The 20,311-nt window shown below is 63.3% G+C and carries 16 protein-coding genes; 12 read left to right on the forward strand and 4 right to left on the reverse strand.

Annotated elements, in window-relative coordinates; genetic code table 11:
• The first annotated feature begins 65 nt into the window (after window positions 1–65).
• The 4 genes from ABZ728_RS18480 (at window position 66) to ABZ728_RS18495 (ending at window position 5,971) form a co-directional block, all read left to right on the forward strand.
• Window positions 66–1,940, forward strand: coding sequence for an extracellular solute-binding protein (locus ABZ728_RS18480; protein WP_366657735.1), 1,875 nt, complete (start codon window positions 66–68; stop codon window positions 1,938–1,940).
• A 72-nt stretch (window positions 1,941–2,012) separates the two neighbouring features.
• On the forward strand, window positions 2,013–3,119 hold the full coding sequence (gene yejB, locus ABZ728_RS18485; RefSeq protein ID WP_366657736.1) for a microcin C ABC transporter permease YejB: 1,107 nt from the start codon (window positions 2,013–2,015) through the stop codon (window positions 3,117–3,119).
• Between the two features lie 72 nt (window positions 3,120–3,191).
• The gene (locus ABZ728_RS18490; protein ID WP_366657762.1) at window positions 3,192–4,283 is read left to right on the forward strand and encodes an ABC transporter permease; all 1,092 of its coding nucleotides are present in this window, start codon (window positions 3,192–3,194) and stop codon (window positions 4,281–4,283) included.
• Window positions 4,284–4,336: 53 nt separating this feature from the next.
• Window positions 4,337–5,971 carry an ABC transporter ATP-binding protein gene (locus ABZ728_RS18495; RefSeq protein WP_366657764.1) on the forward strand — a complete coding sequence of 545 codons (1,635 nt, stop codon included), beginning with the start codon at window positions 4,337–4,339 and terminating at the stop codon, window positions 5,969–5,971.
• Window positions 5,972–5,999: 28 nt separating this feature from the next.
• Here ABZ728_RS18495 and ABZ728_RS18500 read toward each other — a convergent pair whose 3' ends face one another.
• Window positions 6,000–6,794 (reverse strand): response regulator transcription factor, encoded by a 795-nt coding sequence (locus tag ABZ728_RS18500; RefSeq protein WP_366657737.1) that lies wholly within the window; start codon window positions 6,792–6,794, stop codon window positions 6,000–6,002.
• Window positions 6,791–8,059, reverse strand: a complete 1,269-nt coding sequence (locus ABZ728_RS18505) for an ATP-binding protein (protein ID WP_366657739.1) — start codon at window positions 8,057–8,059, stop codon at window positions 6,791–6,793. Before ABZ728_RS18505 ends, ABZ728_RS18500 begins: the two co-directional genes overlap by 4 nt.
• A gap of 243 nt (window positions 8,060–8,302) precedes the next feature.
• Here ABZ728_RS18505 and ABZ728_RS18510 point away from each other — a divergent pair, with 243 nt between their 5' ends.
• The 6 genes from ABZ728_RS18510 to ABZ728_RS18535 all read left to right on the forward strand — a co-directional run bounded on the left by ABZ728_RS18510 (window position 8,303) and on the right by ABZ728_RS18535 (window position 15,105).
• Window positions 8,303–9,319: an ABC transporter substrate-binding protein gene (locus ABZ728_RS18510; RefSeq protein WP_366657740.1), complete on the forward strand. Its 1,017-nt coding sequence runs from the start codon at window positions 8,303–8,305 to the stop codon at window positions 9,317–9,319.
• Window positions 9,320–9,359: 40 nt separating this feature from the next.
• Window positions 9,360–10,847, forward strand: coding sequence for a sugar ABC transporter ATP-binding protein (locus ABZ728_RS18515; RefSeq protein WP_366657741.1), 1,488 nt, complete (start codon window positions 9,360–9,362; stop codon window positions 10,845–10,847).
• Window positions 10,844–11,788, forward strand: a complete 945-nt coding sequence (locus ABZ728_RS18520; RefSeq protein ID WP_366657743.1) for an ABC transporter permease — start codon at window positions 10,844–10,846, stop codon at window positions 11,786–11,788. Before ABZ728_RS18515 ends, ABZ728_RS18520 begins: the two co-directional genes overlap by 4 nt.
• Window positions 11,789–11,903: 115 nt before the next feature.
• Window positions 11,904–12,770, forward strand: a complete 867-nt coding sequence (locus tag ABZ728_RS18525; RefSeq protein ID WP_366657745.1) for an ABC transporter permease — start codon at window positions 11,904–11,906, stop codon at window positions 12,768–12,770.
• Window positions 12,771–12,988: 218 nt separating this feature from the next.
• Window positions 12,989–14,680 (forward strand): BCCT family transporter, encoded by a 1,692-nt coding sequence (locus ABZ728_RS18530; protein WP_366657746.1) that lies wholly within the window; start codon window positions 12,989–12,991, stop codon window positions 14,678–14,680.
• Window positions 14,677–15,105: a hypothetical protein gene (locus tag ABZ728_RS18535; RefSeq protein ID WP_366657747.1), complete on the forward strand. Its 429-nt coding sequence runs from the start codon at window positions 14,677–14,679 to the stop codon at window positions 15,103–15,105. Before ABZ728_RS18530 ends, ABZ728_RS18535 begins: the two co-directional genes overlap by 4 nt.
• A 64-nt stretch (window positions 15,106–15,169) precedes the next feature.
• Here the strand turns inward: ABZ728_RS18535 and ABZ728_RS18540 are convergent, their stop codons facing one another.
• Both ABZ728_RS18540 and ABZ728_RS18545 read right to left on the reverse strand, forming a co-directional pair.
• Window positions 15,170–16,441 (reverse strand): cation:proton antiporter, encoded by a 1,272-nt coding sequence (locus tag ABZ728_RS18540; protein ID WP_366657748.1) that lies wholly within the window; start codon window positions 16,439–16,441, stop codon window positions 15,170–15,172.
• Between the two features lie 47 nt (window positions 16,442–16,488).
• Complete coding sequence (locus ABZ728_RS18545; protein WP_366657750.1) at window positions 16,489–16,986, reverse strand: MgtC/SapB family protein; 498 nt, start codon at window positions 16,984–16,986, stop codon at window positions 16,489–16,491.
• Between the two features lie 175 nt (window positions 16,987–17,161).
• On the opposite strand from ABZ728_RS18545, the gene ABZ728_RS18550 reads away from it, so the two are divergent.
• On the forward strand, window positions 17,162–17,632 hold the full coding sequence (locus tag ABZ728_RS18550; protein WP_366657751.1) for a YetF domain-containing protein: 471 nt from the start codon (window positions 17,162–17,164) through the stop codon (window positions 17,630–17,632).
• 140 nt (window positions 17,633–17,772) lie between these two features.
• Window positions 17,773–19,887, forward strand: a complete 2,115-nt coding sequence (locus tag ABZ728_RS18555; protein WP_366657752.1) for a catalase — start codon at window positions 17,773–17,775, stop codon at window positions 19,885–19,887.
• The last annotated feature ends 424 nt before the right edge of the window (window positions 19,888–20,311 follow it).

Consider the following 20,311-nt stretch of genomic DNA (forward strand, 5'->3'; position numbering starts at 1 on the left):
TGCCGGCCACAGGGAAGGCCATGCATGCGAAAGACGGTGAGCGCGACAATGGGGAGGCAGGCGAAATGAACGGCCAATCACGCCGGCACGCATACGGCTTAGGGCGCGGCATTCAAAGGCGGCCATCCTGGATGCTCGCGGCAGCCATCGCGCTGACCGCGCCGCCGTCAATCGCGCTCAGCGACCAGAGCGGCAACGAAAGCGACGGCGCCGTTACGACCCACGGCCTGGCCATGCACGGCGACGTCAAATACGCACCGGATTTCGAGCACCTGGATTATGTCAATCCCGATGCGCCGGTCGGCGGATCGGTCCGGATGTCGGCGTTCGGCAGTTTCGATTCGCTGCATCCGTTCATCATTCGCGGACAGTCCGCCGCCGGGCTCGGCCTCATTTACGATAGCCTGACCGTCTCGACCAACGACGAGGCTTTTTCGCAATATGGGCTGGTTGCGGAATCAATGACCGTGCCCGAGGACCGGTCCTGGGTCTCGTTCACCTTGCGCCCGGAAGCCCGCTGGCAGGATGGCGAGCCGATCACCGCCGACGACGTCATCTGGACATTCAATACCCTGCTCGAAGATGGACCGCCATTCTACCAGTCTTATTACGGGGATGTGACCGAGGTCACCGCAACGGACGACCGCACCGTGCGGTTCGAATTCGGCAGCACCGACAATGCCGAGCTGCCTCTGATCATGGGCCAGATGCTGGTTCTGCCTCAGCATTACTGGGAAGACCGCGATTTTACCCAGACGACTCTGGAACCGCCGCTCGGCAGCGGTCCCTATCGGATCGCGTCGGTCGACCCGGGACGATCGATCACATACGAGCGCGTCGAGGACTGGTGGGCGGATGACCTCCCGATTACCCGCGGCCAATACAATTTCGGCGAGATCCGCTATGACTATTATCGCGACGATGCGGTGATGCTCGAAGCATTTCTGGCCGGGCGGTACGACTTTCGTCAGGAAAACACCGCCGCCAACTGGGCCACCGCCTACGATACCGAGGCGGTGCGCGACGGCCGCATCGTTCTGGAAGAACTACCGACGGAAGACCCGCGCGGCATGCAGGCTTTTGTCATGAACACCCGGCGCGACGTGTTCAGCGACCGCCGCGTCCGCGAAGCCATCAATCATCTGTTCGACTTCGAATTCCTGAATCGAACCATCTTCCATGGCGCTTACGAGCGATCCAACAGCTACTTTTCAAACTCCGAACTGGCGGCAACCGGTCTGCCCAGCGACGAGGAACTGGCGATCCTGGAGCCGTACCGGGATCAATTGCCCGAGGAAGTCTTCGAGCAACCTTTCCAGTCGCCGACCACCGACGGAAGCGGCCGCAGCCGCGACAACGTCCGCCATGCTCTCGGCCTGCTGCGAGAGGCCGGCTGGGTTCTTCGCGACGGTACGCTGGTCAACGAGGAAACGGGCCAGCCGTTCCGGTTCGAACTGCTGCTCGTTCAGGCCAATCTCGACCGGATCGCCAGTCCCTTTGCCCGCAATCTCGAACGGGCCGGCATCGACATGGATATCCGCATCGTCGATACGTCCCAGTATCTGGCCCGTATCGACAACTTCGATTTCGACATGGTTTCGACGACGTTTCGCCAATCCCTGTCGCCCGGCAATGAACAGCGCGACTTCTGGGGAAGCGACGTGGCCGACCAGCCCGGCAGCCGCAATCTGATCGGCGTCGAGGATCCGGTGGTCGACGCGCTGATCGGCCGGATCATCGCCGCAACCGATCGGGACGACCTGATAACCGCAACCCGCGCCCTCGACCGCGTCCTGCTTTGGAACTGGTACGTCGTGCCGCACTGGCATTCCGATACCTATCGGATCGCCTACTGGAACAAGTTCGGAAGTCCCGAGACCCCGCCACGGTACGGTTTGCCCTTCCTGACGACATGGTGGGTCGAGGAAAACTCCCAATGATCCCGCCCGTCCCGGCCGCCAAGGCGGCCGGCGCCGCAACCCTCCGGATCAAAAAGGACCGATAGCCGGCCCATGTTGTCCTACATCATCCGCCGCCTGATCCTGATGGTCCCGACCCTTTTCGGCATCATGGTCCTGACATTCGTCATTGTCCAATTCGCACCCGGCGGGCCGGTGGAACAGATGATCGCCCGCGTCCAGGGAACGGCGACCGATGCCACGGCGCGGTTCTCCGGCGGGGGCAGCGGCGATTTCGACGCCTCCAGCTTTGAGTCCGACGGCGGCTCGTCGAACTCCCGGTATCGAGGCGCGCAGGGCCTGGATCCGGCGTTCATCGCCGAACTGGAGGAAATGTTCGGCTTCGACCGCCCGGCGCATGAGCGCTTCTTCATGATGATAGGAAATTTCCTGAGATTCGATTTCGGCGAGAGTTATTTCCGGGACCGGAAGGTGGTCGATCTCGTCATCGACAAGTTACCGGTCTCGATCTCGCTCGGGCTCTGGACGACCGTCCTGACCTATCTGATCTCCATTCCCCTGGGCATCCGCAAAGCGGTAAAGGACGGGTCCCGCTTCGATGTCTGGACATCGGGTGTCGTGATCGTCGGCTACGCGATCCCCAACTTCCTGTTCGCGGTCCTGCTCATCGTCCTGTTCGCCGGCGGCCGCTATTTCGACCTGTTTCCGCTGCGCGGCCTGACATCCGAGGGCTTTGCCGACATGACGACGGCGCAGCAGATCGCCGACTATCTGTGGCACATCACGCTACCGGTCCTGGCGATGGTGATCAGCGGCTTCGCGACCCTGACATTGCTGACGAAGAACTCGTTCCTCGACGAAATCGGCAAGATGTACGTCATGACCGCCCGGGCCAAGGGCCTGACCGAGAATCGCGTTCTCTACGGCCACGTCTTCCGCAACGCGATGCTGATCGTGATCGCCGGCTTTCCCTCGGCGTTCATCGGCGTTCTGTTTACCGGGGCGCTGCTGATCGAGGTCATCTTCTCGCTCGACGGCCTGGGACTGCTTGGCTATGAGGCCGCCATCAACCGGGATTATCCGGTCATGTTCGCCACGCTTTACTTCTTCAGCCTAATCGGCCTGCTGCTCGGCCTCCTGGGCGACATCATGTACACCGTCATCGATCCGCGGATCGATTTCGAGTCCCAGAGGGTGTGAACCATGGCGCTCTTTTCCTCCCTCAGGTCCTCCCCCGGTGCTGAACGACGCGATGTCCGCAGGATCATGGGCATCCGCGTCACGCCGATCACATGGCGGCGCATCCAGAACTTCAAGGCCAACCGCCGTGGGTACTGGTCGCTGTGGATATTTCTCGTCCTGTTTTTCATATCGATGTTCGCCGAGTTCATCGCCAACGACAAACCGCTCCTGGTGAACTACGACGGGGGCTATTATGTCCCGGTGCTGGTGGACTATCCCGAAACGGCGTTCGGCGGCGAGTTCGCGACCACGGCCGATTATCGCGATCCTTTCGTCCAGGACCTGATCGAGGAGGACGGCTGGATCGTCTGGCCGCCGATCCCCTATAGCTACCAGACGATCAATTACGACCTTCCCTCGCCGGCGCCGTCGCCGCCATCTCTGGACAACTGGCTGGGGACCGACGATCAGGCCCGGGATGTTGCCGCCCGCGTCATCTACGGATTCCGGATTTCGGTGCTGTTCGGCCTGGTGCTGACGGCGGCAGCCAGCGTCATCGGCGTGGCATCCGGCGCGGTTCAAGGATATTTCGGCGGATGGACGGATCTGATCTTTCAGCGCTTCATCGAAATCTGGTCGTCCCTGCCACTGCTGTATCTGTTGATCATCATGGCCAGCGTCATAGAACCGGGGTTCTGGTCGCTGCTGATCATCATGCTGCTGTTCAGCTGGATGTCGCTGGTCGGCGTCGTCCGGGCGGAATTCCTGCGCGCCCGAAACTTCGATTACATTCGCGCGGCCCGGGCGCTGGGCCAGCCCAACCGGGTCATCATGTTCAAGCACACGCTGCCGAACGCGATGGTGGCAACGATAACCTTTCTGCCATTCATCCTGAACGGGTCGATCACGACGTTGACCAGCCTGGACTTTCTGGGATTCGGCATGCCCCCGGGTTCGCCCTCGCTCGGTGAATTGCTGCAACAGGGCAAATCGAACTTGCAGGCGCCGTGGCTGGGCTTTACTGGATTCTTTACAATCGCCGTAATGCTGAGTCTGCTGATATTTATCGGAGAAGCTGTGCGCGACGCCTTCGATCCGCGGAAATCCGCGGCGTCCCTGCCCGTCCCCGGCGCCAGTACGCTTCAGGCCCCGCAACAACAAAGCAGCAAGGCCACCGCCTGATGACCGTGACCGATATCGATCCATCCTTTGCTACGGCCGGCAATCCCAAGCGCATGACCGCGGATGCGCCGCTGCTGTCGGTCTCCGATCTGCATGTCAACTTTGCCGTGCCGGGCGGGAGCGCCCCCGCCGTGCGGGGGGTTTCGTTTCACATCGACAAGGGTGAGAGCGTGGCGCTGGTCGGCGAAAGTGGATCCGGCAAATCGGTCACGGCGCTGTCGATTCTTCAGCTACTGCCCTATCCATCGGCCAGCCACCCCAAAGGCTCGATCACGTATGACGGCACCCAGATGCTCGGCGCCCGGGAACCGGTCCTGAGAAAAATCCGGGGCAACAAGATCTCGATGGTATTCCAGGAGCCGATGACCTCGCTCAATCCGCTCCACACCGTCGAAAAGCAGATCAACGAAGTCCTGTTCATTCACAAGGGTCTGTCGAAAGCGGCGGCGCGCAGACGGGCGCTGGAACTCCTGCATCTTGTCGGCCTGCCCGAGGCCGAACGCCGCCTGAACGCCTTTCCGCACGAACTTTCGGGCGGCCAGCGCCAGCGCGTGATGATCGCCATGGCCCTGGCGAATGAACCCGACCTCCTGATCGCCGACGAGCCGACCACGGCGCTCGACGTGACCATCCAGGCACAGATCCTGGAACTGCTGAAATCGCTGCAACAGCGGTTCGGCATGGCACTCTTGCTGATCACCCACGATCTGGGCGTCGTTCGCCGGATGGCAGACCGGATCTGTGTCATGAACGATGGCCTGATCGTCGAGGAACAACCGACCGAGAAGCTGTTTACCGCGCCCCAACACGCCTATACGCGACGATTGCTCGAAGCCGAGCCGAAGGGGCTTCCCGCCCGCCCCCCCGAAGGTGCCGCAACCGTTCTTCAGGCCGATGACCTGAAGGTGTGGTTTCCGATCAAGAAGGGCCTGCTGAAACGGACGGTCGATCACGTCAAGGCGGTCGACGGGATCAGCCTTGCCGTCCGCGAGGGGCACACGGTCGGCGTCGTCGGCGAAAGCGGCTCGGGCAAGACGACGCTCGGGCTGGCGATCCTGCGCCTGATTTCCTCTGTCGGCTCGATCAGGTTCGACGGCCAGGAATTGCAGGGCCGGCAATTCAAGGAACTTCGTCCACTCCGGCGCCAGATGCAGATCGTCTTTCAGGATCCGTTCGGCTCCCTCAGCCCCCGCATGTCAATCTCCGAGATCGTGGAAGAAGGCCTGCATGTTCACCGCATCGGCCAGCCGGGCCGCGAGCGGGAGCAGATGATCATCGACGTCCTGACGGAAGTAGGCCTCGACCCCGACGCCCGGCACCGCTATCCCCACGAATTTTCCGGCGGTCAGCGCCAGCGCATCGCCATCGCCCGGGCAATGGTGCTGCGGCCGCGCTTCGTCGTTCTGGACGAACCGACCTCCGCGCTCGACATGTCGGTCCAGGCCCAGATCGTCGACCTGCTCCGCGATCTGCAGGAGCGCTACCGGCTGGCCTATCTGTTCATCAGCCATGACCTCCGGGTGGTCAAGGCGCTCTCCGACCATCTGATCGTCATGAAGGACGGTCTGGTGGTCGAGCAAGGCGCGGCGGCCACGATCTTCAACGCGCCGCAACACCCCTATACTCAGGCCCTGCTGAAAGCGGCCTTCGAGATCAAGGCCACCCACGCCCATGACATGGCGACCTGACGGGCAATCGCATTGTGTTGATTGATGATCATTTCTGCCGGCCCAGGGCTCCGGGGACGGCGCCGGGATTCGCACGGGGGTTCGCACCGGGAATGCCGTCTATGCCCTCGCGCTGCAGCCAGAGCTGAAAGTCCCGTTCGGCGATCTCCAGGCTCTCGACATTGATCGCCCGGATGCTCAGGGCCCGGGTGATGGCCCTGACCCGTTTGTTGATCGGCACGTCGTCCAGTTCATGATCGAGCACCTCGACGCCCAGCTTGTCGTAAAGCGATAGCAGCCGGTTCTGCACCGTGCGCAGCGACATGCCCTGACGTCTGGCGATCCATTTGTCGGGCAGGCCGAGCGCCATGTCGATCATGACGGCATATTCGCTGTCCGTGAGCGTCTGGTGGGTGCGGGTATGACGCTGCTGCACCTGATGAATTTCCCGGTCGACCAGGATCTGGCCTTCGAGCAGGACGGCGCGCAACGCCAGATGCAGCTTTTCGGTCGTCGCCGTCTTCAGCACATAGCCATAGGACGATTCCGCCGGCACCACGCGCGCGATGCCGCGCAGATAGGCCTCGTCGGAATAGTTGGACCAGAACAGGATCCGCGTCTGCGGGCGTTCGGCCCAGATCGTCCGGGCGGCGTCGATGCCGTTGCGCTCCTTCATCTGAAGATCCATGACCACAGCCAGGATCGGCCCGCGTCGCGCTTCGGCCTCGCCGTCACGGCCGTTGACCGCGTGCAGGATCTCCGTTGCCTCGGGCAGCGCCGTGCGGACGGCGTCGATCAGAAAATTCGCATGCAATTGGTCATCCTCGACCAGAAGCACTTTCATCCGCTGGATTCCACTTCGGTAAGCGCCGCGGCGCCGGCGGTGCAGCCGGGTCGGCCCGGCAGCCACACGTCCACGCGCGTGCCGTTGTCGGTTGTTACCTGGAATTCGGCTGCAATAAGGCGAGCGCGCGTGCGCATATGCGCCAGGCCGCCCGTTGCCTTGCCGGCCGGGGTACTGCCGTCGCGGTCCGGAATGCCGATCCCGTCATCAACAATCGTCAGCACCAAGCCGATATCGGTCTTGCCGACATGAACCGAAATCCGACTGGCACGGGAATGCCGCGCGGCGTTGTTGATCGCCTCCTGCGCAATGCGGAACAGGGCAATGCGGATGGTCTTGTCGACATCGTCGACGGCGCCGCCGGTCGCGTCGACGACCGATATCACCACCGGGCTTTCCTCGCCGACCGCCCGTTCCAGATGAATGCGCAGCGCGTGGGCGAAACCGAACAGATCGAGAAGTGTCGGCACCGCCATATCGATGATGCGCCGCAGATCCTGAATGCAATTTTGCAGCCGGTCCAGCACCGCGCCGGAATCGGGTTTGGCCTCGCTGCGCTCCAGGTCCCGGACGATGTGCGTCAGATCGGCCAGGGTCTGATCGTGCAGATCCATGCCGATGCGCTGGCGCTCCTGTTCCAGTGCCCGTGTGAGTTCCAGCGCCCCCTGGCGCAGCCCCTCTTCGCGGGCGTGGGTCTCGGCCCGCACGATGGCGGCCTGCTTGGCTTTTTCCGCGGCGCGCAGGGAATAGCAATAGGGGGCGAGCACGTCGGCGACGTGCCGCACGCGCTCCAGGGTGTCCTTGTCATAGATGCCGGCCTGGCGCGACGAGCAGTTCAACGCCCCGATGGTGCGGCCGAGCACCTTCATCGCAACATTCACCCGGCTGCGCAGCTGGTGGCGGAATATCGGCTGCGACAAGGCGCCCGGATATGTATAGCGCGGATCTTCCATGGCGTTGTCGGTCAGCATGAAATCCGTCTCGCTCAACAGGATGCTGCGCACCGGCGATATCTCGACCAGCGTCCGGCGCAGGCTCCACCGGGTGCGGATGCCGACCTCGTAGCTGGTATTCCAGACGGCGGCGTCGTCGATCAGACAGACATCCAGATGATCGACCGGCAGGATGTTCTCGACTTCGGCCTTCACCGATCGCAGCGCGGCGCGGATCTCCACCTGGCCGGCAAGCTGGCTCGATATCCGCAGCAACGAATCCAGCGGGCTGGCGGCGGCCGTCCAGGCGTCTTTCCGTTGTGTACCGGCCATGACCGCCGAATTCCTCCCGCCGATTTTTTAGTCTGCTTCAATTGGCAGTCTGCTTTACCGGCTCAGGCGCGGCAAGCACTGGCGTATGACGTCGCGCGCAAGTCAGTTGCGGGATCCCGCAAATAACCTGCGTCATCCCTGCTTTACCATGGTATGACCGACGCGCAGGGTACCAATGACGCCTCATGAGAAGGTGTTTCAGGATCAATGCGGCGCGCGCGAAGCACGCCAAGGGAGGGAAAAATGAAAACCACGACCAGAATCGTCGGAGCGATGGCGCTGCTGTCGGCTTGTGTGCCGGCCGTCGCCAATGCCGATACCTCTGATGCCCAGATCGCGCTGTCGAACAACTATGCCGGCAACTCCTGGCGTCAGGCCATGCTCGAAAGCTGGGAGACCGTGACCGAACAGGCGGTTGCCGACGGCGTCGTCGCCGCCGCGGACGCCTATACCACGTCGGAAAATCAGGCGACCGAGCAGGCCTCCCAGATCCAGAACATGATCCTTCAGGGATACGACGCGATCGTGCTCAACGCCGCATCGCCGACCGCCCTGAACGGCGCCGTGGCCGAAGCATGCGCAGCCGGCATCATCGTCGTCTCGTTCGACGGCGTGGTGACCGAGCCCTGCGCCTGGCGCATCGCCGTCGACTTCCGCCAGATGGGCTATGAGCAGATCGAATACATGGCGTCGCGCTTCCCGGATGGCGGTAACCTGCTGGAAATCCGCGGTCTCGCTGGCGTCTTCGTCGATGACGAGATCCATGCCGGGATCGAGGCCGGCGTCGAGGACTATCCGCAGTTCGAGATCGTCGGCTCCGTCCACGGCGACTGGGCCGGCGATGTGGCGCAGCAGGCCGTCGCCGGCATTCTGCCCAGTCTGCCGGAAGTGGTCGGCGTCGTGACCCAGGGCGGCGACGGCTATGGCGCGGCTCAGGCGTTCGAGGCCGCAGGGCGCGACATGCCGCTGATCATCATGGGCAACCGTCAGGACGAAATGCAGTGGTGGGCCGACGAGCGCGATGCCAGCGGCTACGAAACGCTGTCGCTGTCGATCGCGCCGGGTGTCGGCACGCTGGCCTTCTGGGTGGCACAGCAGATTCTGGCCGGCGAAGAAGTGCCCAAGGATCTGACCGTTCCGTTCCTGGTCGTCGATCAGGAATCGCTGGACGACGTCCTGGCCGAAACCCCCGAAGGATCGGTGGCCAATGTCGAGTACAGTCTGGAAGACGCCCGGGCCGTGATCGAGGACGCCCGATAAGGGCGCGGCCATAGCTGCCATAATAACGAAAGCCGAGCCGTTGGATAACGAAACCGGCAATAGCCGCGATGCCGGCAACGCGGTTCCGCTCGTCGACCTTGCGGATGTGCGCATGGCCTTCGGGGCCGTGCGCGCGCTCGACGGGGTAAGCCAGACCATCCGGCCCGGCGAATGCGTCGGGCTGGTCGGCCACAACGGCGCGGGCAAATCGACACTGGTCAACGTGATCAATGGCGGCCTGACGCCGACCGGCGGCAGCGTGACCTATTGCACAGCGGACGGCCGGACCGGCACGGGCGCACCATTTGCCCGCGCCGCCGGTGTTCGCAGCGTCTTTCAGGAACTGTCGCTGTGCGGAAACCTGACGGTCGAAGAAAATCTGCGCGTGGTTCAGGGCGATCTGATCGGGCCCGGCTGGCGCCGCCGCGCCCGCAAGCGCATCGAACAGGCACTCGACATCGTTTTCCCCGGGCACCGCATTCGCGCCGGCATGACCGTCGGCGATCTCAGTCTGGCCGAACGCCAGATGGTCGAGATTGCCGTCGGCTTTGCCGAAGGTGCGCTGCCGGCGCGCCTTGTCATTCTGGACGAGCCGACATCTTCGCTGGATGCGTCCATCGCCCGGCAGTTGCTGTCGCATATCCGGCGATTCTGCGATGACGGCGGCGCTGTTGTCTTCATTTCGCACATGCTGGGCGAAGTATACGACGTCGCGACGCGCATCGACGTGATGAAGGACGGGCTGATCACCGAAAGCCGCGCGGCCGGCAACTTCACCCAGCAGGGTCTGATCGACGCCATGGGCCATGTCGCCAATGCCGAGGCTGACGACCGCCGGACGCGCGCCGCCGAGGCCGACCGCATCGGCGACGAGGTTCTGCGCACCGAAGAGGGTCTTGCGGCACGTCGGGGCGAAATCGTCGGCCTCGCCGGACTGGCCGGGCACGGTCAGGCCGAGGCGCTGGCGCGGTTCTATATGGAGCGGTCGGCAGGACTGGGACAGGTACGCGCGCCGCAGGTGGCGTTCGTCGCGGGCGACCGGGCGCGCGACGGCATCATGCCGTTGTGGTCGATCCTGCGGAATATCACGCTGGCCCATTTGCCGCGCCTGACCCGGCGGGGTCTGGTGGACGAACCCGGCGAAGCCGCGCTGTCGGCCGACTGGAAACGCCGCATCGGCATCCGTACCGACAATGTGACCAATCCGATCCTGTCGCTGTCGGGCGGCAACCAGCAAAAGGTACTGTTCGCACGGTCGCTGGCCTCCACCGCGCCGATCGTGGTCATGGACGACCCGATGCGCGGCGTCGATGTCGGTACGAAACGCGAAGCCTATGACATGATCCGCGCCGAAGCCGCCACCGGCCGCACATTTCTCTGGTATTCGACGGAGACCGACGAAATTCGTCAGTGCGACCGCGTCTTCGTCTTTCGCAACGGCCTGATTTCCGCCGAACTGACCGGAGACGCCATCACCGAGGAAAACATCCTGGCGGCATCTTTCGAATTGCAGGAGGCCGCCGAATGATCACGGCAAAGTTCCGGATATTGCTGCCGGTCTTCTCCCTGGCGATCCTGCTGGCCGCGGTCTTCTATATTCAACCGCGCGCGATGAGCTATCTCGGGCTGAATCTGCTATTCAATCTGGCGGTTCCGATCGCCCTGGCAACGATCGCGCAGATGCTGATCATGATGGTCAACGACATCGACCTGTCGATCGGCACCTTCGTCAGTTTCTGCGCCTGCGTCACGGCAACCTTCGTCCATGACGCGCCGCTGATCGGCTATGCCATTCTGGCCGCCTCGGTGCTGGTCTACGCCGGATTGGGGGCGCTGATCCACGCCCGCTCGCTGCCCGCGATCGTGGTGACGCTCGGCATGTCATTCGTGTGGGCCGGACTGGCGATCATGATCCTGCCCTCGCCCGGCGGCGCCCCGCCCGGCTGGGTCCGCAGCCTGATGACGACGACACCGCCGCTGATGCCGATGGCCGTCGTCGCCAGCCTGCTGCTGGCGCTGGTGACCCACCTGCTGATCATGCGATCTTCGGTCGGCGTGCTGCTGCGGGCGGTCGGCGGCAATCCACGCGCGGTCGCCCGGGCCGGCTGGTCGGTCACCCAGCTCAAGGCCGCAACCTATGCCCTGGCGGCGATCTTCGGCGTTCTGGCCGGAATGACCCTGGTCGGCCTGACCACATCGGCCGATGCGAATATCGCCCTGCGCTATACGCTGCTGTCGATTGCCGGCGTCATTCTCGGCGGCGGCGAATTCACCGGCGGTCGGATCTCGCCTGTCGGGGCCGTGATCGGCGCATTGACCCTGGCGCTGGCCGGCAGTCTGCTGTCGTTTCTGCGCCTGCCTTCCGACTGGCAGATCGGCGCCCAGGGCGCGATCCTGATCCTGGTGCTCGCGGCCAGACTGATCTTCGAGCGTCAGCGGACAAGACCGAAGGGGGCGAGTCATTCTTAGTCAATCCAGCCGATCCGGCGCCGCAACCACACCGATTTCATATGTCGCCGGCCTCACTCAGCGGCCCTGGTTCTGGGCCTATGTCGCCGGTGCCGCCGCATTCGTCGCCACGGCCATGCTGACCGAAGGCCGCGGCGGAACGGCGCTGCTTTATGCCGCTTTCACCTTTGCCGCCTTTTCGGCCATCGTCGGCCTCGGCCAGATGTTCGTCATCACGCTCGGCCCCGGCAATGTCGACCTGTCGATCCCGACGACCATGACCCTGTCCGCCACGCTGTCGCTGAAATTCATGGCCGGCGCGGGGGAATTGATCGTGCCGGGATTGGCGGTCGCGCTGGGCGTCGGTCTGGCCGCGGGCGTGACAAACTATCTGCTGATGCGCCTGCTGCGCATTCCGCCGATCATTGCGACGCTGTCGGCGTCCTTCATCTACCAATCGGTGGCCATCTGGTCGAACCGCGGCCTGCGGATCAAACCACCTGACCTTCTGGCCGATTTCACCACCGGATCGCTGTTGGGCATTCCCAATGTCGCGCTTGTCGGCATTGGCCTGGCGGTGCTGGCCTGGGTCGCCCTGGAAAAATCGATCTTCGGACGCTGGCTGTCGGCGGCGGGGCAGAATCCCCGCGCCGCGCGCCTCAGCGGCGTGCCGGTCGAGGCGGTACGGGCCGCGACCTATATCACCTCAGCCGTGCTGGCCGGGTTTGTCGGCTATCTGCTCGCCAGCTTCTCCGGCGGCGCTGCCCTGAACATGGGCACGGAATATCTGCTGATCTCGATCGCCGTGGTGGTGATCGGCGGCTGCTCGATCGCCGGCGGCAACTCCAACGTGCCCGGCATCTGGGGCGGAGCGCTGTTCATGTTCCTGATCGTGTCGATGCTGAACTCGTACGGCCTGGGCGCCGGGGCCCGCATGCTGATGACCGGGACGATCATCATCGCCATCGTCGCCGCCGCCAGCGGACGCAGATCGGCGGCGTGACGGTCAGGACGGGACAGTCCACCGCCACCCGGCCGCGCGACATCCGCAGCTTTCAGGTTTCGGTTTTCCAGCAGCGGCGAAACGCGCGTGATCCAAGGGTCCATTGCCGTACCGTATTTGACGCCGCACGGACGATTGATTATCCCACCATCAGGATGACATTCGGCCGAAGGGAATAGCGCGGCGGCACTGCTGTGCCGCTTCGCGGATCGAAACGGATGGATCAGGCAAGCATGGAAAGCGTCGACCGCAACATCAATCCCCGTGTCTTTTTCCCGGCAGCGGGGTTGGTGCTGGCGCTTATCGTGCTCGGGGTGACACTGACCGATCGCTTCGGCGCGGCCGTCGATGACGTTCAGCGTTTCATCGTCGCCCAATTCGGCTGGGTCTATACAGGCATCGTCGCCTTGCTTCTGGTGTTCGTCGTCGCCCTGGTCCTGAAGCCGGAATTCCGGAACATCCGCCTCGGGCCACCGGAATCGCGGCCGGAATACACCTTCACCTCGTGGTTCGCGATGCTGTTCAGCGCCGGCATGGGCATCGGCCTCCTGTTCTACAGCGTCGCAGAACCGGTCCTTCACTATCTGGAACCGCCGCGCGCCGAGCCCGAGACGACCGCCGCCACGACCGAGGCCCTGAGAACCACCTACTTCCACTGGGGACTTCACCCCTGGGCGATCTATATCGTCGTATCCCTGTCGCTGGCCTTCTTCGCCTATCGCCATGGATTGCCACTGTCGCTGCGCTCGGCGTTCTATCCCCTGATCGGCAAGCGGGTCGACGGCGCCTTCGGCGACACCATCGACACCCTGGCGCTGGTCGGCACGTTGTTCGGCGTCGCGACCTCTCTGGGTCTGGGTGTCATGCAAGTCAATGCCGGTCTTTCTTCCATCGGGTTGCTGGACGAATCGGCCGTCAACCAGATCGTTCTGATCACCATCATCATGGCGATGGCAACGGTTTCGCTGCTCCTTGGCCTTGACAACGGCATCCGCGTGCTGTCGCGACTGAACCTGTTCGTTGGCCTTGCCCTCTTGCTGTTCGTATTGGCCGTCGGTCCGACGGCGATGATTCTGTCCGCCTTTCTGGAAGGGATCGGCGACTATGCCAGTAATCTAATCGTTCTGAGTTTACGAACCGACGCGTTCCATGGCGTGGACTGGCAGTCGCAGTGGACCCTTTTCTATTGGGGCTGGTGGATTTCCTGGTGCCCGTTCGTGGGCATGTTCATCGCCCGGGTATCCTATGGCCGAACCATCGGCGAATTCGTGCTGGGCGTGCTGCTCGTGCCGACCCTGTTCACGATGTTCTGGTTGACGACATTCGGCGTCAGCGCCCTGGACCTCGAAATTTCCGACGGCACCCTTGCCGCGACGATCGGGGAAAACGTTCCCGCCGCGCTGTTCGAGATGCTCGACGCCCTGCCGTTGGCCCTGATCACCATTCCGCTGGCGACTGCCGTGATTGTCGGCTATTTCGTTACTTCAGCCGATTCCGGGGCCCTTGTCATGAACATCCTGGCCTCGGGCGGCCATCCAAACCCGCCCTTGTTCCAGAAGCTGTTCTGGAGCCTTCTGACCGCCGTCACGGCCGGCGTGCTGCTGGTCGCGGGCGGCTTGCAGGCCCTGCAAACCGCCACACTGCTGACTGCCTTTCCGCTGGCTATCGTGCTTGGCCTGATGGCCTGGTCGTTATGGGTCGCGTTGCGGGCGGACGCCCTGGACGCCACGGGCATCGGCGCGCTGCCGACATCGCGCTGGGATCGCCTCATCGAACAATGGCGCGGCAGCGAAACGGACGCCAGCCATCCATCGTCGGGCCCGACTGCAGCCTCCGGCACCAATACGGGCCAAACCGCGGATCCGACGGGTGCCCGCACCACAGGCGCTCACGCAGGGGGAAAACGATGAAAGCCCTTTGGACGGCCGTGGTGGACACCTTGCAACGAGGCCAATCGACGGCGGCGAACGGCGGCGAGACCGAAGCCGATCTGGCCCGGTGCTTCGAAGCCGTCGTCATCCCCGCACTGGAAGCTGCCCGCCGAGCCCTGGAGGCCGAAGGCTATACAGTGACGATGGACAGCGACGATACCCTTGCGTCGCTGAAAGTCAGGAACAGCGACGGGTCGTTCGCCTTCTATACCGTCGAAGGACGCCTCTACTTCTATTCCGCCTTCGCCTTCCCGATGCTCCACGGCCGCAAGGACCGCCCGCGTTTCGGCAAACTTCTCATTTCGACCAACGGCGGCAATCACGCCTATCGCTGCAAACGCTGCACGAGCGAGTTCTTGCGCGATGAATGCCTGGAAACCTGCCGCCGCTGGCTCGACTGGTAGTCGGTGCGCGCGGCCCGCAAGCTGATGTCCGGGGCCACGAACATCGCCGCGGCCGCGATTGCGATCACACCGTCTGCCGTCGGGTGACGCGCGCGTAGCGGCGGGTGAAGTGGGCCGCCGTCATCCCGTGCACGATGATCGAGGCGAAGATCAGCGCACTGGCGACGTGCCAGATGACCGGATCGTCGACATGCGTCCGCGCCATGGCGGCGTAGTAGACAGCGGCCACACCGATCGGCCCGAACCAGCCGGTAAAGGCGACGTCGAACGGGTTGAGCTTGCGTCTCACCACCGGAAGCAGGGCGATGATCACCGGCGGCCGCCGCAACAGGATGACGAGGAAGACCGTCGCCAGCAACGGCCATCCCAGCGCCACCCAGCCCTCCACCGGCAAGGCGATGCCGAACAGAACGAACATGGGCAGGGTCAGCAGCTTGGCCACCGCTTCCTGTATTCTTTCCTCTTCGTGCTCCTCGTACCGCCGGAGACAGAGGTTGAATACCATTCCGGCCAGAAAGACCGAAATCATCGAGTCCGCGCCGACGAGATGGCTTCCCCCAAGCGTCAGCAGAGAGAAGGCGATGCTGTACCCCAGCAGCGATGTCTTCTCGATCAGCTTGTGGCCTTCGGCGAAAGTCAGCAGCCGGGCTGCCCCGTAACCGACCGCCCCGCCGATCAGTGCCGCCAGACCGACGCCGACCAGAACGGCCTCCACGACCCACGTCGACCAGCCGTGTCCACTCCCGGGGCCACCCGCCAGGCCTCCCCCCAAGCCTCCCCCCAAGCCTCCCCAAAGGATGATCGGCAGCATGACCAATATGTAGGCCAGCCCGTCATTGGCGCCGGACTCCATCGAGATCAGGTCTCTCAGGCGCAGGGGCAAATTCTCGGCGGCGAGCTTGCCGGTGACGATCGAACTCGCGACCACGGGGTCGGTGGGGGTAACCACGGCACCGATGAGCAGCGCCATCCAGAACGACAGCCCAAGCGTCGATCCGATCAGACCGGCAGCCACCAGCCACGCGCCCAGCATGCCCACGGTCAGCATGATGGTCACCGGCCGCCATAGCCGGGGGATGCTTTTCGGCCGCAGTCGCATCGCGACCCCCATCAGCCCGATCGCCAGCGTCAGACGGGCCGCTTGTGCCAGTATCGCATTCTCGTTGCCCCATTCGGTCAGATCGAGCCAGCCAAGGCCAACCGGTCCGATTGCGATACCGACGCCGACGGCGATCATCGGCTCCTGCAGAATGCTTCGCTTGATGGCATTGGAAATGACGCCGATCACGATCACGGTCGCCGCGATCGTGGCAAGCGCTATGTCGAGTTGCTGCATCGTTCGGTGCGCCCCATTCCGTCGTGTCGGGGATGTTTTCGTTTCGATCAGTCCTGACCGGCGTTGTGGTCCCGCGATTTGTTGGTACGGGGCAGGACCGCCTCGATCACCCGGACCACGGTCACGATGACCACGGTAAACGCGACGGCCACGGCGCCGAGCGACAGTTGTCCGCTGCCGGCGACGATTCCGACCGCCGCCGCCATCCAGATATTGGCCGCCGAGGTCAGATTATGGACGTCACCCCGGGCGAAGAAAATCGTACCGGCGCCGATGAACCCGATGGCCTGGGCCAGACCCTGGATCGCGCGCAGGGGGTCGGGGTCGGAATCGCCCTCCAGTTGCCTGATCTCGGCGTAAAGCATGAGCGCGGAAAGGGTAATGACCGCCGAACTCAGCGAAACCAGTGCGTGCGTCCTGATCCCTGCCGAAATCCCCCGAAGTTCCCGATCCAGACCGAGGATCAGACCGGCGACGACGGCCAACGAGAGGCGGAGCACGATTTCGTTGTTCGAAATGACGTCCGGCGAAAATGTGGTCTCCATCGGGTGGTCTCCATCGGGTGGGATCTCGGCGTGAGTGCGAGCGGGTTCATGGTGCAGTTAACACGTGCAGCACCCGAATTGATCCATGGGCGCCCGGCACCGGCATGGATCAAAACGGCGTTCACGGCGTTGTCGTGCTGGAAGTTTGCAGGTTAGCCACGACGGTCAGTGACACATGCTCTTCGCGGAATGGACGGAACTGGGGCGCGTGCTGCTGGTGGGCACGGCCGCCTATGCCCTGTTGGTCGTCTTCCTGCGCGTGTCCGGGAAGCGGACACTGACGAAGCTCAACGCCTTCGATCTCGTCATCACGGTGGCGCTGGGTTCGAGCCTGTCGGCGGTGCTGTTGAACAAATCGGTCTCACTGGCCGAGGGAATGGTCGGCATGGGGCTTCTGATCGCCCTGCAATTCATCATCACCTGGCTTTCGGTCCGATCCGCCGGCTTCCACTCGATCATCAAGGCCGAGCCGACGCTGCTGGTCCGCAACGGCGCCTATCTCGATAGCGCCCTTCGCCAGCAAAGGATGACGCGCGACGAGATTCTGGCAGCCGCTCGCAGCAGTGGACACAACGATATCGGCCAGTTGGAGGCCGTGATCCTGGAAACCGACGGGTCGATCAGCACAATTCCCAAGAGCGGCTGATGCGATCATTCCCCCCGATGAATTGGCACGGCGGCGGAACATCCTTTCCGGGCACCGGTTAATCCTCAGCGTAAATCCATGAACTGCCGGACGCCGAAGCCGGCAGTTCGTTTAACAGTCCAGGCGAGCGAGGATTCGAGATGACGAAGGATGCCACTCCGCTTCGAGATGCGAACTTTTCTGACCAGACCATACTGCGCGGCACCGGCGGCGAAACGCACCAGGTGGCTGGCGGCGATACGCCGGTTCTGACGACGCAGCAGGGCGCGCCGGTCTCCGACGACCAGAATTCCCTGAAGGCAGGAGAGCGCGGACCGGTTCTGATGGAAGACCATCATCTGCGCGAGAAGGTGTTCCATTTTGACCACGAGCGCATTCCCGAGCGCGTCGTCCACGCCCGCGGCTTTGGAGCGCATGGCTATTTCGAGACGTATGAATCGCTCACCGACATTACCTCGGCCGACCTCTTTCAGCGGCCCGGCGAGAAAACCGAAGCGTTCGTGAGGTTCTCCACCGTCGCCGGCAACAAGGGCTCCAGCGATCTCGCCCGCGATGTCCGCGGTTTTGCCGTCAAGCTCTACACGAAGGAAGGCAACTGGGACATCGTCGGCAACAATATCCCGGTATTCTTCATTCAGGACGCGATCAAGTTCCCCGACCTTATTCATGCCGCCAAACAGGAGCCGGATCGGGGATTCCCCCAGGCGCAGACGGCCCATGACAATTTTTGGGATTTCATTTCGCTGATGCCGGAATCGATGCACATGGCGATGTGGATCATGTCCGATCGCGCAATTCCCCGCTCGTTCCGGTTCATGGAGGGCTTCGGCGTCCACAGCTTTCGCTTCGTGAATGCCGAGGGCAAATCGACCTTCGTCAAGTTTCACTGGAAGCCGAAACAGGGCATGCAATCGGTGGTCTGGAACGAGGCGCTGAAGATCAGCGGCGCCGACCCGGACTTCCACCGCCGCGATCTCTGGGACGCCATCAAGATGGGCGACTATCCGGAATGGGAACTGGGCCTTCAGGTTTTCGACGACGACTTTGCCGATCGTTTCGACTTCGATATCCTCGATTCGACCAAGATCATCCCTGAAGAAGACGTGCCGGTGCGCCTGATCGGGCGCCTGGTTCTGGACCGCTGCGTCGACAACTTCTTCGCCGAAACCGAACAGGTCGCATTTCACACCGGCAATATCGTGCCGGGCATCGACTTCACCAACGACCCGTTGCTGCAGGGGCGGAATTTCTCGTATCTCGACACGCAGTTGAAGCGCCTCGGCAGCCCGAATTTCACCCATCTGCCGGTGAATGCGCCGCGCTGCCCGATCCGCCATTTCCAGCAGGACGGCCATATGGCGTTCGTCAATCCCACGGGCCGCGTCAATTACGAACCGAACTCGTGGGGTGCGGAGGGCGGCCCGCGCGAATCCCCGGAAAAGGGCCTCAAAGCGTTTCCCGAACATATCGAAGGACCCAAGCGGCGCCTGCGCGCCGAAAGCTTCGCCGACCACTATAGCCAGGGCCGGCAATTCTATATCTCGCAAACAGACACCGAAAAGCGACACATCATCAATGCCTATACATTCGAGTTGTCGAAAGTCGAGAGACCGGACATCCGATCACGGGTCGTGGCCCATCTGCGCAACATCGACGAGGACCTTGCCAAGGGTGTCGCCGACGGTCTGCGGCTGAAGCAAATGCCCGAGCCGGCCGAGGCGGCCGTAGCGCCGCGCACCGATCTCAAGGCGTCGCCGAAGCTCTCGATCATTCTGAACGGCCCGGACAGCTTCAAGGGCCGCAAGCTGGGCGCGTTGCTGACCGACGGCGTGGACATCGAACTGGTCCGAAGCCTGAAGGCGGCGCTTGAGGGAGAAGGCGCGAAGATCGAGTTCATCGCGCCCCGGGTCGGTGGCGTCGAAGCCAGCGACGGCACCTGGATCGAAGCCAAGCAGAAGGTCGATGGCGGCCCGTCGGTTCTGTATGATGCGGTCGCCGTGCTGACCTCCGACGATGGCGCGAAAATGCTGGCAAAGGAAGCAACGGCCAAGGACTTCGTTTCCGATGCCTTCGCGCATCTGAAGTTCATCGCCTATTCCGCCGAAGCCATGCCGCTGTTCGAAAAGGCGGGCATCGCCTCGGATCTGGACCGCGGCTGTATGCAGATCAACGCCGTCGGCGACAGCCCGCGCTTCGTTCAGATGTGCCGCAGCCTGCGCTTCTGGGAACGCGAGCCGTTCGTCTCGATGCCGTGACACCCTCTCCTGATCGGCCCCGACATCGATCGAGGGCGAGACCGGCTCGCGCTTGGATCGCCGAAAGCCACCGCACCAGATCCCGGGTCTGCAGCGCGTCACTGCCGTGCCGCGCTGCGCACGGGAATCGGAGACGGTGGAAATCGCCCGGCTCCCCCTTCCCTTCCCCGGCAACTGTGTTTATTGACACCGCATCCGCCGCCTTCTCCTCCCCGGAAGCACGAAGTGCTGTCCGGGGTCCACACGCGCCAGTGGAACCCGGCTCGCGCTTGGATCGCCGAAAGCCACCGCACCAGATCCCGGGTCTGCAGCGCGTCACTTCGTGGCCGCGCTGCGCACGGGAATTGGAGACGGTGGAAATCGCCCGGCTCCCCCTTCCCTTCCCCGGCAACTGTGTTTATTGACACCGCATCCGCCGCCTTCT

This window comes from Fodinicurvata sp. EGI_FJ10296 (assembly GCF_040712075.1).
Lineage (GTDB): Bacteria > Pseudomonadota > Alphaproteobacteria > DSM-16000 > Inquilinaceae > JBFCVL01.